General features: G+C 72.3%; 12 protein-coding genes. 5 read left to right on the top strand and 7 right to left on the bottom strand.

Translation table 11 applies throughout. From position 1 onward, the window contains the following. The first annotated feature begins 35 nt into the window (after positions 1-35). The gene (locus tag ACFV3I_RS05200) at positions 36-1,007 is read left to right on the top strand and encodes a cation diffusion facilitator family transporter (protein ID WP_136031996.1); all 972 of its coding nucleotides are present in this window, start codon (positions 36-38) and stop codon (positions 1,005-1,007) included. A 34-nt stretch (positions 1,008-1,041) separates the two neighbouring features. On the opposite strand, the gene tadA is transcribed toward ACFV3I_RS05200, so the two are convergent. Continuing rightward, positions 1,042-1,497: a tRNA adenosine(34) deaminase TadA gene (gene tadA / locus ACFV3I_RS05195; protein WP_136031998.1), complete on the bottom strand. Its 456-nt coding sequence runs from the start codon at positions 1,495-1,497 to the stop codon at positions 1,042-1,044. 80 nt (positions 1,498-1,577) lie between these two features. Between tadA and upp the strand changes: the two genes are divergently transcribed. Continuing rightward, positions 1,578-2,210 (top strand): uracil phosphoribosyltransferase, encoded by a 633-nt coding sequence (upp, locus tag ACFV3I_RS05190; protein ID WP_136032000.1) that lies wholly within the window; start codon positions 1,578-1,580, stop codon positions 2,208-2,210. A 115-nt stretch (positions 2,211-2,325) separates the two neighbouring features. Here upp and ACFV3I_RS05185 read toward each other — a convergent pair whose 3' ends face one another. The 3 genes from ACFV3I_RS05185 to nadE form a co-directional block, all read right to left on the bottom strand. Then, complete coding sequence (locus ACFV3I_RS05185) at positions 2,326-3,129, bottom strand: GNAT family N-acetyltransferase (protein ID WP_378822489.1); 804 nt, start codon at positions 3,127-3,129, stop codon at positions 2,326-2,328. After that, positions 3,126-6,605, bottom strand: coding sequence for a TM0106 family RecB-like putative nuclease (locus ACFV3I_RS05180; RefSeq protein WP_378822488.1), 3,480 nt, complete (start codon positions 6,603-6,605; stop codon positions 3,126-3,128). Before ACFV3I_RS05180 ends, ACFV3I_RS05185 begins: the two co-directional genes overlap by 4 nt. 89 nt (positions 6,606-6,694) lie before the next feature. Beyond that, on the bottom strand, positions 6,695-7,513 hold the full coding sequence (gene nadE, locus ACFV3I_RS05175; protein ID WP_136045442.1) for an ammonia-dependent NAD(+) synthetase: 819 nt from the start codon (positions 7,511-7,513) through the stop codon (positions 6,695-6,697). A 109-nt stretch (positions 7,514-7,622) separates the two neighbouring features. Here nadE and ACFV3I_RS05170 point away from each other — a divergent pair, with 109 nt between their 5' ends. Then, the gene (locus tag ACFV3I_RS05170; RefSeq protein ID WP_136032007.1) at positions 7,623-8,180 is read left to right on the top strand and encodes a nucleoside phosphorylase; all 558 of its coding nucleotides are present in this window, start codon (positions 7,623-7,625) and stop codon (positions 8,178-8,180) included. A gap of 6 nt (positions 8,181-8,186) precedes the next feature. Here ACFV3I_RS05170 and ACFV3I_RS05165 read toward each other — a convergent pair whose 3' ends face one another. From ACFV3I_RS05165 to ACFV3I_RS05155, 3 genes are all read right to left on the bottom strand, one after another. Then, entirely contained in the window at positions 8,187-11,183 is a 2,997-nt protein-coding gene (locus ACFV3I_RS05165) for an AAA family ATPase (RefSeq protein ID WP_378822487.1), read from the bottom strand. Then, complete coding sequence (locus ACFV3I_RS05160) at positions 11,184-12,353, bottom strand: exonuclease SbcCD subunit D (RefSeq protein ID WP_378803396.1); 1,170 nt, start codon at positions 12,351-12,353, stop codon at positions 11,184-11,186. A 110-nt stretch (positions 12,354-12,463) separates the two neighbouring features. Then, positions 12,464-12,772, bottom strand: coding sequence for a GNAT family N-acetyltransferase (locus ACFV3I_RS05155; RefSeq protein WP_136030613.1), 309 nt, complete (start codon positions 12,770-12,772; stop codon positions 12,464-12,466). Positions 12,773-13,102: 330 nt separating this feature from the next. Between ACFV3I_RS05155 and ACFV3I_RS05150 the strand changes: the two genes are divergently transcribed. Beyond that, a complete protein-coding gene (locus tag ACFV3I_RS05150; protein ID WP_378822486.1) occupies positions 13,103-13,810 on the top strand; it encodes a winged helix-turn-helix domain-containing protein in 708 nt (235 codons plus the stop codon). A 100-nt stretch (positions 13,811-13,910) separates the two neighbouring features. Continuing rightward, positions 13,911-14,870: a DNA-3-methyladenine glycosylase family protein gene (locus tag ACFV3I_RS05145; RefSeq protein ID WP_378822484.1), complete on the top strand. Its 960-nt coding sequence runs from the start codon at positions 13,911-13,913 to the stop codon at positions 14,868-14,870. The last annotated feature ends 11 nt before the right edge of the window (positions 14,871-14,881 follow it).

The raw sequence follows: 14,881 nt of genomic DNA, 5'->3' as shown, positions 1-14,881 counted from the left end.
CGGCGTCCCACGACCGGCGGTTCTAGACTCGACGCATGAGTGCATCCGGAGGAAGCAAGGCCATCGTCGCGGCGTTCCTGGCGAACCTGGGCATCGCTCTCGCGAAGTTCCTCGCGTGGGCCCTCTCCGGCTCCGCCTCCATGCTCGCGGAGGCCATCCACTCGGTCGCCGACTCGGGCAACCAGCTCCTCCTCATGCTCGGCGGACGCAAGGCCCAGCGCCGAGCCGACCGAGCGCACCCGTTCGGCTATGGACGCGAACGCTACGTGTACGCCTTCGTCGTCTCGATCATCCTGTTCTCGGTCGGCGGCCTCTTCGCCATCTACGAGGGCGTCGAGAAGCTCACGAACCCCCACGAGCTCGACAAGACCTGGTGGTGGCTGCCTCTCGTCGTGCTGCTGATCGCGATCGGCCTGGAGTCGTTCTCGCTGCGCACCGCCGTGAAGGAGAGCAACCTCGTGCGCGACCGGGGCCAGTCGTGGCGGTCGTTCGTGCGACGCGCCAAGGCCCCCGAGCTTCCGGTCGTGCTGCTCGAGGACGTCGGCGCCCTGACCGGTCTGACGTTCGCGCTGCTCGGCGTGGGCCTCACCCTCCTCACCGGCAACCCCCTCTTCGATGCGCTCGGCACCGTCATGATTGGCGTGCTGCTGGTGCTGATCGCGATCGTGCTCGGCGTCGAGACGAAGAGCCTCCTGGTGGGCGAGGGAGCCACGCAGGCCGACGAGGACCGCATCGTGGACGCGATCACGGACGGCCCGGAGATCGAGAAGATCATCCACCTGAAGACCCTGTACCTCGGGCCGGACGAGCTCATGGTCGCCGCGAAGATCGCCCTCAACGCCGACAAGCCCCTGCGCGAGGTCGCCGACGACATCGACGCGATCGAGAGCCGCATCCGCGAGGCCGTTCCGGTGGCGCGCGTCGTCTACATCGAGCCCGATGTGTACCGCCCCGCGATCGACCCGGAGCCCTCGACGGACGTGTTCGTGCTCAAGTCCTCGGACTGAGGCGCGGCGGTCGCGCAGTGATCCGACCCGGCAGTCACCGCCGCTGCGCGAAGAAGTCACGCAGCAGCGCGGTGGACGCCTCTTCGTCGACCCCGCCGATGACCTCCGCACGGTAGGGAAGACGCCGGTCTCGCAGCACGTCGTACATCGACCCGGCCGCACCCGCCTTGTCGTCCCACGCGCCGAACACCACGCGCCCGACGCGCGCCTGCAGGATCGCGCCGGCGCACATGAGACACGGCTCCAGCGTCACCACGAGCGTGCAGCCGTCGAGGTTCCACGAGCCGAGTGCCGCCGCGGCCGCCCGCAGGGCCACGACCTCGGCGTGACCGGTCGGGTCGTGCGTGGTCTCCCGCGTGTTGCGGCCCTCCGCGAGCATCCGCCCCTGGGCGTCGAGCACCACGGCGCCCACCGGGATCTCGGCGTCTGCGGCGGCCTCCGCGGCCAGCACGAGCGCGCGCTGCATCGCAGTGCGGTCGGCGGCGGTCATGCGTCGAGCCTACGGCAGCGGCAGCTGCGCCCCGGAGGACCGATGTCGTGCGCGCGGTCGCGGCGCATTAGCCTGTATCCATGCGTGTTCACGTCGCCGACCACCCCCTCATCACCCACAAGCTCTCGGTGCTGCGCGACGCGCGCACCCCGTCGCCCGTGTTCCGGCAGCTGACGGAGGAGCTCGTGACCCTCCTGGCGTACGAGGCCACGCGCAACGTGAAGGTGTCGCCGGTGGAGATCACGACCCCGGTCACCACCACCACGGGCGTCAAGATCTCCGAGCCGCGCCCCATCGTCGTCCCCATCCTGCGCGCCGGCCTCGGCATGCTCGAAGGCCTCGTGAAGCTGCTCCCGACCGCCGAGGTCGGCTTCCTCGGCATGGTCCGCGACGAGGAGACGTTCGAGCCCACCACCTACGCCGAGCGGCTGCCGGACGACCTCAGCGACCGCCAGTGCTTCGCGATCGACCCGATGCTCGCGACCGGTGGATCGCTGGCCGCGGCCATCCAGTTCCTGTTCGACCGCGGCGCGAAAGACGTCACGGCCATCTGCCTGCTCGGCACCCCCGAGGGCGTCGCCGCGATCGAGGCGATGGCCGGCGACCGCGATGTGACCCTGGTGCTGGGTGCCCTCGACGAACGCCTGAACGAGAAGGGCTACATCGTGCCCGGCCTCGGCGACGCGGGCGACCGCCTGTACGGCACCGTCTGACCCGGGCGGCCCGACCCCGGGGGGCCCGAGGCTACGTCAGCGCGTGAGCATGGCAGCACGGCAGCACGTCAGCACGGCAGCGCGTCAGCACGGCAACGCATGACGGGTCACCGCGTCAGCGCGTCAGGCGGTACGCGCGCTCGTCTCCGTACCGCGTGAATCCGGCCCTGGCGAGGATCGGCGCCGAGGTCGCGACGCGGCCCTTGACCAGCGCGGTCGCCGCACCGCGCGCCGCGCTCTCCCGCAGCCGCTCCGCGAGCACGGCCCGATAGGCACCACGCCCTCGGTCGCCGTCGAGGGTCGCCGCACCCCACAGTCGCGTGAACCCGTCGACGATCGTGCACCCGCCCGTGCTCACCGCGCGACCGTCGATGCGACCCAGCACCCGGAACCCGGTGCCCGCATCGAGGGCGGCCGTCAGCTCCGCGAACTCGGCGCGAAGCCCGTCGTCGTCGAGCGGCCGTTGCTCCCAGACGGGGACGTTGATCTCATCCACCTCCCGAAGCTGGTCGACCGTGCGCACGACCTCGACCGAGACGCCCGGCGGCACATCGACCGCGCCCTCAGTCGTCGGACGGGCGAACACCGTGACGGTGTCGACGTGCTCGGCCCCGCGGCCCACCAACTCCTCTTCGAGGTCGGGCTCGTCGGCCGGGTTCGTCCAGAACGTGAAGACGGTCTCGCCCCAGGCCTCCACGCGCTCCAGCGCCCGCTCCACGACCTCCGCGGCGGAACGCGTCGACGACACCTGCGAGCCGCGCACCCCGCCTCCGAAGCGCTCCGGGTAGCGCACGAGGAGCAGGTCGTCGCGGACGTGCTCGCTGCCCCGCGGGAACCAGGCCCACCCGGCGGCGGCACGGAGGACGTCTTCTGCCGCGGGTATGCCGTCGGCACTCGGCCGCGCATCGGCCGGCGTCACGAGTCCTCCTCCGCCGCACCCACGAGCCGCGCGAAGGCGCTCAGCCGCGCGACGCCCTCGGGCGTGTAGGGCAGGTCGTCGAGCAGCGCGGGCGAGTGGATGAGGTAGGCCAGCACCTGGGCGCGCGAGATCGCGACGTTCAGCCGGTTCTGCAGCAGCAGGAACTCCGGCCCCCGAGGCGCGTCGCGGCCGCTCGACGCCGCGAGTGAGGTGATGGAGACCACGGCCTCCTTGCCCTGGAAGTTGTCGACCGTGCCCACCGGCACCTCACCGAAGCCCGCCGCCTCGAGCGCGTCGTGCACCAGCTGACGCTGGGCGTTGTACGGCGCGACCACGATGATGTCCGCCGGGGTGAGCGGCCGCGCGGAGCCCGCCGGATCGTTGTCGCGGAAGGGGCGACCGACCAGGTCCCGCACGATGCGGACGACCTCCGCAGCCTCCTCGGGCGACTGGGTCGCGTTGCCGCGATGGCGCAGGGGGACGATGTGCAGCCCCGGGTCGACGCCCTCGATCGACCGCCGCTCGGTACCTGGCGCAGACGCGAGCTTGCCGGCGTACGCGAGCTGCGACACCGGGGCGGCCACGAACGGATGCATGCGCCACGACTGCGCCAGGAAGTAGCCGTACTCCGGTCGCACGACGGGATCGCCGTCCATCACCCATCCGAGCGCGGACGTGTCGACCGGCTCGGGGTGCGCCCCCTGACTGACCTGCGGAAGCTGCTGCGGATCGCCCAGGAGAAGCAGCCGTTGTGCTGCGGCTGCGACCGCGATCGTCGACGCGAGCGAGAACTGTCCCGCCTCATCGATCACCAGGAGGTCGAGGCCCCCGCGCGCCACGCGCTGCGTGTTGCTGAAGTCCCACGCCGTCCCGCCGACCACGGCCCCCTCATGCTCGTGCTCGGCGAGGAACGCCGCCATGCCGTTCTTGGGGATGACGGTGTACGAGGGATCGCCGCTGTCGTCTTTCGGGGCCTTCGCGACCTGAGCGGGCGCGACGCCGTCGGCCACGATCCGCTCCAACAGCGTCTCGATGATGGCGTGCGACTGCGCCACCACACCGACCCGGAAGCCGTGCTCGTTCACCAGACGCGCGATGACCCGCGATCCCGTGTACGTCTTGCCCGTTCCGGGAGGGCCCTGCACGGCGAGGTAGCTGCGATCGAGGTCGAGGACCCCGCGGACGATCGCGTCGATCGTATCGCTCCCCGGCTCCGGCAGCGGAGCCCCGGAGACCGTGCGAGGCGGGCGCCGCCGGATGATGTCGGTCGCCGCATCGTCGGGGAACCCCGGGGCGGCCGCATGCACCGCATCGGCCCACTCGTCGATCGCCTGTTGCAGCGACACCACCCGCGGGGGCGCGGCCGGGGTGAGGGCGACCGGCAGCTCGTCCCACGTCTGCCCCTGCACCGCCGACTCGACGATCAGATAGCCGTCGTCGAGCACCTCCCGCACGCTCACGGTGTGCGGCACGTGCACGGCGCGCGACGGCACCTCGGTGTCGAACGGCGCCGGCGCGTCGTACAGCGCGAACGGCTGAGCGCCGGGGCCGAGGGTCGTGCCCGGTGACACCTCCCCCCGGATCTCGACCTCGCGCGACATGACCCTCCGGCCCTCGCCGATGCTCCAGTCGCTCCGCACGCGCGAGGATGGCGCATCGACCTTGACCACGTCGCGCGTGCCATCCCACATGGTCACGGGCTCGCGGAGTCGCTGGAAGTGCGACACCCAGAAGCTCTTCGCCTCCCGGGGGAAGTAGTCGATCGCCGCCGCCGCGATCCGATGCACGAGCCCGTCGCCGCCGGCCTCCACGTCCCTCTCGGCATCCCCGAGCAGGGCCAGCGAGCGAGGCGACGGCTCGTAGATCACCTCGTCGGCGTCGTCCGGAGGCGCGGGCGTCACCCCCTCTCGGCGCGCGATCTCGATCAGCCAGTTGCGCAGCCGCCTCGTCGACACGCAGTCGTAGCGGTTGTAGTCGGCGAGGTCGGCGAACACCGCGTCGGCCTCCGCCTGCGCGCCCGCCGCCGCCAGCTCCCGCGCGGCCACGTACTGCACGATCGAGTCGTCGCCCTTCTGCACGTCGCTCGTGCGCACGTCGTCGCCCATGTAGAGCGGCTCGAGCTTCTTGATCGAGTAGGAGCGCGACCCCACGCGGACCGTGCGCAGCACCAGCGGATACAGATCGACGAACACGCCCTCGCGCAGCAACCGGTCCACCTCGCCCTCGCGGACTCCGTGGCGGGCGGCCATCGCGACCAGGTGCGACGTCTCGTACGGCGCGTAGTGGTAGATGTGCATGCCCGGGTGCGCGGCCCTGCGGAGCTTCACGAAATCGAGGAACGTCTCCAGCGCCCGGCGCTCCTCGGCGAACGTGTGCGCCCACAGCGCGGTGTACTGATCGGCGTTGTCGACCCACCCGAACAGGTAGTCGATGCCCCACTCCGACTCTCCGTCTGGCGCGGGTTCGGTGTACAGCGGGTCTCCCTCGAAGTCGAAGAAGATGTCGCCGTGGCTCGGTACCGGCAGCGTGTGGATCGCAGCGGCGTAGTGCACGTCGTACGTCGGTGCGCCCTCGACATCGGCGCGGAGCTGGAGCTTCGCCTGCGACCGGAGGTTCTCGAACGTGTCGACGTTCATACCCTCCGGGGCCCCGGACGCCGCGGCCAGGTCGTCGATCGTCTCGATGCCCGCCGCGCGCAGCCGCGCGCGCTGGACGGGCCGCATCCGCGCGACCATCAGCAGGTCGCGGTGGGCGATCACCTGCTCCTCGCACGTCGCACAGCGTCCGCACGCCACGATGCGGAGATCGCCGCGGTCGTCGCCCCACGCCAGCGGCTCTCCCTCCTGTCCCTCGGCCACGGCCCGATCCGCGATGAGCGCGCGCAGCCGCGCCCGACGCACCCGGAACAGCGGCAGCAGATCGTCAACCGCGTGCGTGCTGACGCTGTGGTCGCCCAGGATGAGGTCGACCTCGTCGGCCCGGGGGATGCCGAGGCGATCGAGCTGATCGACATATGCCGCGAGCTGCATGAGCGCCGTGACGCGGGCTTTCCGCGCCAGCTTGGAGTCCTGCACGCGCCACCGCCCGTCGGCGTCTTTACGCAGGAAGTCCGCGAAGCCGACGAAGTCCTCCGTCGCGAACGCCGCCTGGAACACCACCAGCGCGTCGGAGCGCAGGGCATCGATCGTCTCGCCGACGGCCGCGGCCAGAGCTTCAGGATCGTTCGAGCGGATCTTGTCGACGCGGTGCACCCGCTCCGGCCCGAGCTCGCTCAGGTACCGGTCGAGCACGTTCTGCTCGTGCACGTCTCCCAGCTGCGCGGCCCGCTGCAGCGTCGCATCCTCCGGCTCCTCGACCACCGGCACGCGGCCGAGCTTCGCGTCGATCGCCCGACACCAGGCGAACTCGCACTCCGCCGCCGCCTTGAGGTCGCTCGCGCTCCAGACGACCCGCTGCGCCTCCGTGTCGATCCGCACGATTCTCCCGTTCTCTCGGATGCTTCGACACTATCCGCGGCATCCGACACGGGCGAAAGCGAGCGCGACCGCGCCCTTCCCTCGACGCCTCAGCGCCACCAGGTGTCGTCGGGAGTGACGGGGAGGTGGCGCTTGTGCTGGGTCGCGAGGTAGCGCGACTCGATGCGACCGGCGACGTCAGGGTCGACCTCCTCCCCCTCCAGGAACGCGTCGATCTGCTCGTACGTCAGCCCCAGCTCGTCCTCGTCGGCTCGTCCGGGCTGGCCATCGAGGAGGTCGGCCGTGGGCACCTTGAGCGCCAACCGGTCGGGCGCGTCGAGGAACTGCAGCAGCGAGCGGCCCTGTCGCTTCGTGAGGCCCGACAGCGGCAGCACGTCCGCGGCGCCGTCGCCGAACTTCGTGTAGAACCCCGTCACGGCCTCGGCCGCGTGGTCGGTGCCGATCACGATCAGGCCGTCGTGTCCCGCGAGGGCGTACTGCGTCACCATGCGCAGTCGCGCCTTGATGTTGCCGCGGTTGAAGTCGGTGATGTCGCCGGAGACCGCCGCCTCGATGTCGCGCTCCACGCCGTCGACGCCGTTCTGGATGTTCACCTCGACCGAGGAGTCCGGGGCGATGTAGTCGAGCGCGGCCTGCGCATCGTCCGCGTCGTGCTGCACGCGATAGGGCAGCCGTACCGCCAGGAACGTGGCCTCGCCGCCCTCGGCCCGCACGCGCTCGACCGCGAGCTGCGCGAGCCGGCCGGCGAGGGTCGAGTCCTGACCGCCGGAGATGCCGAGCACGTACCCCCTGGCACCCGTCGTGCGCAGGTAGTCCGCAAGGAAGCCGACCCTCCGCTCCACCTCCGACTCGGGGTCGATGTCGGGCCGGACACCCAGGTCTTCCGCGATCTGCTTCTGCAACGACACGTGATCCTCCGCTCTTCGCCTGGCCCCAGTATCCTCCCTCCGCGCAGCGGCGGGGCGGCGGCGCGGCGCTCGCACGCGGCATCCAGCCGAGACCTGAGAGAATGAGGCAGTGAAACTCCTCGTCGCCGCGCTCGCGTCCGAACTGTCCGCCTTCCCCGACGAGCTCGACGGCTTCGACCGGCTGGTCACCGGCCCCGGCAAGCTGCAGGCCACCTACGCGCTCACCCGCGCCCTCGACGCCCGGCGCTACGACGAGGTCGTCGTCGTCGGAACGGCGGGGGCCATCGAGCCGGGGCTCGAGGCCACCGTCCACGAGATCGGCTCCGCATTCCAGCACGACGTGACCGACCTCGACGGCGTCTCCGGCCAGCACGTTTCGCTTCCCGCACGCGTGAGCACCGGCCGTGACGGCGTGCTGATCGCGACCGGAGACCACTTCGTGGAGGACGCCGAGGTGACCGCGGTCATCCGGCCCACCGGTGCCGCCCTCGTCGACATGGAGACCTACGCGTACATCTGGGTGGCCGGGCAGTTCGGGGTGCCGATCCGCGCGTTCCGTGCCGTCTCCGATCAGGCCGAGGACGGCGCCCTCACCGACTGGCGCGCCGCGGTCGCGCGATGCAGCGTCCAGCTGCGCGACGTCATCCGCGCCGAGTACGGGGTCTGACCCGCGTCAGCGCGCCTCGATCACGCTCGGACCGTTCGCCAGCGCCCGCACGGTGAGCTGTGCGGGGATCTGCTCCTGCATGGCCTCCACGTGACTGATCACCCCCACCGTGCGACCGCCCTGGCGCAGTTCGTCGAGTGTGCGCATGGCGATGTCGAGCGTGTCGCCGTCGAGCGAGCCGAAGCCCTCGTCGATGAACAGCGTGTCGAGGCGGATCCCTCCGGCGCGCGCTGTGACGACCTCGGCGAGTCCGAGCGCGAGGGCGAGCGACGTGAGGAACGTCTCGCCGCCGGACAGCGACTGCGGAGGTCGGGTCTGGCCGGTGAAGGCGTCGGCCACCACGATCCCGAGGCCCGACGCGGCCCCTCGCGCCGCCAGTGCGTCGGAGTGGCGCAGCTGGTAACGCCCCTCCGACATGTCGTGCAGGCGACGGTTGGCCGCCTCGACGATCTCCTCCAGCTCCGCGGCGAGCACGAAGGTCTCGAGCGTCATCTTGCGGGTGTTCGCGCCGCGCCCGGCGATCGTGTCGGCGAGGTTCTTCAGCACCTCGAACTCCGCCGCGTCCTCGGCCGTGCGCGCGTGCTCGTCCCCGGCCGCGGCGAGGAGTCCGGACAACCGGGCGGCGTCTCCAGCGGCGACGGTCGCGGCGTCGACGGCGGCCGACCAGAGCGCCCGGGCCTCGCTCGACACGCGTTCTGCGGCCGCGGTGTCGATCGGCTCCTCGGGCAGCGTCTTCAGCTCGAGGTCGAACAGGATCTCCCGTTCTTTCTCCCGCTGCACCGTGTGCTGGGTGATGCGGGCGTCGAGCGCCTCCTGCTCCGCCGACGAGCGGAGAGCCTCCTCTGCATCCGTGACCTCGGCGAACACCGAGGCGAGCAGCGCGGCATCGCGCTCCCGGTCGGCCTCGACGACCGCCCTCTCTCGACGAGAGCGCTCCGCGCGCGCGCCCGCCAGCCGCCGGGCGACCTCGGTGCGGGCGGTGGTCTCGGCGATCCGCTCGGCGACCGATGCCGCGTCGCCACGGGCCTGCGCGATCTGCTCGTCCGCGTCGCCGTTCCGTTGCACCAGCAGCGCCAGGTGCTCGCGCGCCTGGGCCAGCGCCGCTGCGGCCGTCGCGACCTCGGAGTCCTGACGCTCCTTCCGAGCAAGAAGGTCGGCGCGCACGGCCTCGAGCTCTGCCGCTCGCTGCTCCGCCTCGACCGCGGCGGTGTGCTCGTCCTCGGCGGTCCGGTACTCGCGCTCGGCGCGCTCAGGATCGCGTCCGTCGGCCTTCGCCGTCGCGGCCGCGAGCTCGGCACGGAGCCCGGCGCACGTGTCGCCGGCGGCGCGCTCCCCCGCCGCCGCCGCGTCGCGGGCGGACTCGGCCAGGGCGATGTCGTCGACCGAGACGGGGTCGGTGTGGGTGGCCGGCGCGGGATGCTCCGTCGAGCCGCAGACGGCGCAGGCCTCACCCTCCACCAGGGCCGTGGCGAGCTCCCCCGCCATCCCGTCCATGCGGCGCTGGCGCAGCTGCGCGAGCCGGGACTGCGCCGTCGCGTGCTCCGAGGTCACCCGTGCGAGCTCGGCCTCCGCTGCGTCGCATGCCGCGGCGAGACGCTCGGCCGTCCTGGCGGCATCCCACCGGTCCTTCGCGGCGAGCAGTGCGGCCTCCCGCCCCGGTCGACCCGCGGCGAGGTCTCTGGCGGCGGCACGCTCCGCCTCCACCTCGGCGAGCTGGACCGGAAGGGCGTCGCGCTCGGTCTCGGCCGTCTCGACCCGCGCCTGCGCCGAGGCCGCATCGGCCTCCGCGGCCCGCTGCTCGGCGTCGCGCTCGGTCGCGTGCCGCTCCAGCACGACCGCGCGTTCCCACCCGCCGATCTCGCGCAGGCGCTCGGTGACCCACGCCTCCAGGTCGTCCACCTCGATGCCGTACGCCGTCCACTCCTCCGCGGCGCGCGATTCGCCTGCAACAGCCTCCGCCAGGGCCTCGCGCGCGCGAGCCGCGGCCGCGATGGTCGGTCGCAGCGCCTCAGCGGCACGCGCGTTCCCGAGCTCGACCCTGGCCTCCGCGATCCGGGGCTCCTCGGCGTCGAGGCGGGCGAGGGCCGCGCGTGCCCTGTCGCGCTCGACCTGGGCACGGCGATCCTCCCGCCGCGCCGCCAGCGCCGCGTCCGCCTCCGCCGACCGCCGCTCGGCGTCGGCACGCTCCGAGGCCCGACGCTCGGAGCGGTACTCGGCGCGAGCGAGTGCGCGCCCGAGCGCGTCGAGCCGATCCTGCACAGTGGGCGTCGTCGCGGTCTCCGTCGTTTCGCCGCCGATGTCCTCACCGCCGCCGTTCTCCCCGCCCAGGCCCGCGTCCGTCACCAGGCGCTCGGCCTCCTCGAGTCGCGCGACGACCGTCGCCAGCCGCGAACCCAGCGCCTGCTCGGCCTGTCGGCGCCGCTCGTCGAAGCGCGCCTGCACATCTTCGAAGCGCTCGGTGCCGAACAGCCGCCGCAGCAGCGACTGCCGGTCCCGGCTTCCGGCCAGCAGGAACTCCGAGAACCGGTTCTGCGCGAGCAGGATCACCTGCAGGAACTGCTCCCTGCTCAGCTGGAGGATCTCATCGAGCTCCTGCGCCACATCGACGGCGCGCGCCGCTCGGCCGACCCACCCCGACGCGGTCGACTCCTCGAGCGAGACGGCTGCGGCCTGCTTCGTCATGCCCCCACCGCGGCGCGCGGGGCGGAGGTACTCCGGCGACCGGGTCACGCGGTAGCGGCCGGACGGCGTGCTGAACTCGACCACCACTTCCGACGGGTCGTCCGGCTCGCAGTGGTCGCTGCGCAACCGCTTCTCGCCACCCTCGTACCGGGGTACCCCGCCGTACAAGCCGAAGCACACGGCGTCGAGGATGCTCGACTTCCCGGCGCCCGTGCGACCGGCGATCAGGAAGATGCCGTCGTCGGCGAACGCGTCGAAGTCGACGATCTGGCGTGCGCGGAAGGGTCCGAATCCCTCGACCTCCAGGCGGTGCAGACGCATCTAGACGAGAGCCTCCGCTCGGACGCGGTCGTCGAGCACCTCGCGGATCAGCTCGCGCTCGACCTCCGTCACGCCCTGCCCGGCGCGCACGTGCTCGAGGAAGGCCCCGATCCGGTCGGCGTCGGTGACCGCGGAGCGCAGGCGCTGTGCGTACGAGTGCTCCGCCGTCTCACCCGTGGCGATCGGCTGGTGCTGCACCATGGCGCAGTGCGGGTACGCCTCGCGCAGTCGTCGCATGGGCTCGGACTGCGGCACGGCATCGGTGTACACCGCGCACACCCAGTCGTCGGCATGGGCGGTGATGTTCTCCGTGGACAGGATCTCCGCGAAGCTGCCGGTGAGCGTGACGAGACGCCGCGGCACCGGCAGCTCCCGCCACTCGACCCGGGCGAGCCCGTCGGCGTCGAGGTCCACGAGCCAGGACCCTCGGGGCTTGTGCTGCTCGCCGAAGCTGTAGTGCAGGGGCGCTCCGGCGTACCGCACGCGCTCGCTCACCTGCTGCCGCCCGTGGATGTGGCCGAGCGCCACATAGTCGGGGCCGTCGAACACGCTCAGCGGGACGACGTCGAGGCCGCCCTGGCGCACCTCGCGCTCCAGGCCCTCGGTGGGCTCGACACCCGCGGCGAAGCAGTGGGCGATCGCGACGGAGCGCCCGTCGTGCTCCTGCATCCCCGCGCGGACGAGATGCATCGCATGGGCCATGGTCTGTGCCTGCGTGCGCAGCTGCCGCCCGTCGGCGTCACCCTCCGGCCAGTGTTGCCGCACGATGGCGGGCTCGAGGTACGGGATGCCGAAGAAGTGCACGGGGCCGTGGTCGTCGGCGATCGTGACGGGCCGCCCGATCGCGAGCGGATCGGTCAGCACATGGATGCCGTCGCGGAGCAGCCGCGACTGGAAGCCGAGTCGCGCCGCCGAGTCGTGGTTGCCGCTGGTCACGATGACCCGCGCGCCCGTGGCGTGCAGCGCCACCAGCGCGTCGCCGAGGAGCGTGTACGCCGCGGCGGACGGCGTCGCCGAATCGAAGACGTCGCCCGCGACGACCACGACGTCGACCCCCTCCTGCTCGACCTGGACGGTCAGCGCGGCGAGCACCTCGGCGAGCGCCTCCAGCGTGGAGTTGCCGTGGAAGGTCCGGCCGATGTGCCAGTCCGAGGTGTGCAGGATCCGCATACTCACACCGTACGAACGACCTCCGACATTCGGTCTGAGGCCCGCCGCGGGCAGCCGAGCCGGCCGGAGGAAGCACGACCGTGCACGTAACACGGCGTCATACTCGCGCCTCAGCGGCGGCGGAGGACTCCGGCTCGCTCGGGGTGCGCGGCGAACCACTCCGCCACGTACCAGCAGACCGCGTCGACCGTGCGGTCGCCCCGCTCCTCGATGTCGGCGACCGCCCCGTCGACCACGATTCCCGCGTAGCCATGGCCGCGGAAAGTCGGCACGGTGAAGGCGCGGGTCAGGGCGATCGTGTGGCCGTCGTCGCGATAGTCCAGCACGCTGACCAGCTTCCCGTCGCGCGTGAGCGTATACCGCGATGCGTCCTTCTCGTCGGTCAGGATGAAGCCGCCGACGGTGTGCGAGATCGTCATCCGTGCCACGTTACGCCCCTCCGCCACGCCCGGGCGTTTTGACATGCGTCGTCACGATCGGACATAATCCCCCCATGACCACCAACGCACGCCCTTTGTCCGCCCAGGAGGCGAACGGGACTGCCGGGATGATGATGCCCGGTCGCGTTGGCATGTGTTGCCGAATGTGTCGCTGAACGAACAGCCACCCCGCCTGACCTGACTCCTCGCCATCTGCGGGAGCAGCGTCTCGAGCATCCACCCTTGCTCGCTTCCCGGCTCCGCCGGTCATTCATGCAATGCATCCGAGCCCCCGTCGCTTCGGGCTCACGTCTTGAGGACTCCATCATCATGTCGAACTCCGCCCTTCTCGAGCGTCCCGCCACCACCGCCCCCGTCCGCACCGTCCACCCCGGCAGCGACTCCGCCGCCACCGCCGGTGCCGACCTCCCCGCCGTCCGCTCTCCGCGCGGCTTCGCCCTCTACGTCGGCCTCGACGAGATCAAGGCAGCAGAAGCCGGCGTCAGCCTCCCGCTCCTCGTCGACGCCCTCCGCCGCACCCTCGCCGAGCTCGCGCCCGGCGCCGAGACGCACGCGACCGTCGCCCTCGCCCCGCACGGCTCGGGTGGCCGCGACCTGGACGTCGTCCGGCTCGCCCTGCAGGAGCCCGGCGCGATCGCCAGGACCAAGGCCGCAGCCGAAGAGGAGGCGGTGCCGGAGGAGACCGGGGTCACCGTCGACATCTCCCGCAAGCGCGTCCTGATCGACGGCGAGTCCGCCGCCTTCACGTACAAGGAGTTCGAGCTGCTGCAGTACCTCGTGCTCCGCGAGGGCCGCACGATCGAGCGCAGCGAGCTGGTCTCCGCCCTGTGGCAGGCGCAGGACGACGAGGCCCCCGGCGAGCGCACGATCGACGTGCACGTGCGCCGGCTGCGGGCCAAGCTCGGCCGCTACGAGGACATCGTCCGGACGGTCCGCGGCATCGGCTACCGGTTCGATCGCCACGCCGACGTCGTCATCCGCTATGGCCACGGCACCCCCTCGCCCGACCGCTTCTGAGAGCACGCCCGCGCGGCTCGGCCATCGTGCCGAGCACGGCCCCCGCGGGCCGCGGCGCACGCCGGGAGCCGATGTCAGGAGCGCCGCGTAGGGTGGGCGCATGACCCTCACCGCTCCGTCAGCGCCCCCTGCGGCCGTGCCGGCGGACCTGCGGCGGGAGACCACCTACCGTCCGCCGCATCCCCTCGACCTCCGTCGCACGGTGGGGATGCTGCGCCGCGGTGGCACCGACCCGACCACCGTGTTCGACGGTCACGTCATCTGGCGCGCGGTGCGCACTCCGCAGGGCCCGTCCACGCTCGCGCTGCGCATGGCGGGGAACGCCGTGACGGCGACCGCATGGGGTCCGGGCGCCGACCACGCCCTGTCCCTCGTCCCCGCGCTCTGCGGCGCGACCGACGACCCCACCGGGTTCGACCCGTCGCACCACCCCCTCGTCGCCGAAGCCGCCCGGCGCAACCCCGGCATCCGGCTCGCCCGCACCGACGAGGTGTTCGACGCGCTCGCCTGCGCGATCCTGGAGCAGAAGGTCACCTCGATGCAGGCGTTCGGCGCGTGGCGCTACCTGGTCTCGCGCTACGGCGACCGCGCACCCGGCCCCACCCCGCGCCCCATGGCCGTCGCGCCGACCGCCGAGCAGTGGCGGCGCATCCCGTCGTGGGCGTGGCACCGCGCGGGCGTCGAACCCCCGCAGTCCAGGACGATCGTGCGCGCCGCCGAACGCGGCGACCGCATCGCGCGGGCCGTGCAGGCGGCGGAGACAGGAGCGGACCGCGACCGCGTGCTCACGAGCCTGCCCGGCGTGGGCGTGTGGACCGCGGCCGAGACGAGGATCCGCGCGCTGGGCGACCCGGATGCGGTCAGCGTGGGCGACTACCATCTCGCGCACGAGGTCGGCCACGCCCTCGCGGGTCATCGCACGGACGACGCGGGGATGATCGAGCTGCTGGAGCCGTGGTCCGGCCACCGCCAGCGCGTGATCCGGCTCATCTTCGCGAGCGGCCTGGTCGAACCGCGACGCGGACCCCGGCTCGCCCCCGAGGACCACCGTCGCCGCTGAGCCGCGATACG

It is taken from the genome of Microbacterium sp. NPDC059771, from assembly GCF_042732495.1.
In the GTDB taxonomy this organism is placed as follows: domain Bacteria; phylum Actinomycetota; class Actinomycetes; order Actinomycetales; family Microbacteriaceae; genus Microbacterium; species Microbacterium sufflavum.
This window is presented reverse-complemented; position numbering and strand designations above follow the sequence as displayed.

Coding starts and splice junctions, on each gene's coding strand:
- ACFV3I_RS05200 (WP_136031996.1), top strand. CDS start 36: ATGAGTGCATCCGGAGGAAGCAAGGCCATCGTCGCGGCGTTCCTGGCG.
- tadA (WP_136031998.1), bottom strand. CDS start 1,497: ATGACCGCCGCCGACCGCACTGCGATGCAGCGCGCGCTCGTGCTGGCC.
- upp (WP_136032000.1), top strand. CDS start 1,578: ATGCGTGTTCACGTCGCCGACCACCCCCTCATCACCCACAAGCTCTCG.
- ACFV3I_RS05165 (WP_378822487.1), bottom strand. CDS start 11,183: ATGCGTCTGCACCGCCTGGAGGTCGAGGGATTCGGACCCTTCCGCGCA.
- ACFV3I_RS05160 (WP_378803396.1), bottom strand. CDS start 12,353: ATGCGGATCCTGCACACCTCGGACTGGCACATCGGCCGGACCTTCCAC.
- ACFV3I_RS05155 (WP_136030613.1), bottom strand. CDS start 12,772: ATGACGATCTCGCACACCGTCGGCGGCTTCATCCTGACCGACGAGAAG.
- ACFV3I_RS05150 (WP_378822486.1), top strand. CDS start 13,103: ATGTCGAACTCCGCCCTTCTCGAGCGTCCCGCCACCACCGCCCCCGTC.
- ACFV3I_RS05145 (WP_378822484.1), top strand. CDS start 13,911: ATGACCCTCACCGCTCCGTCAGCGCCCCCTGCGGCCGTGCCGGCGGAC.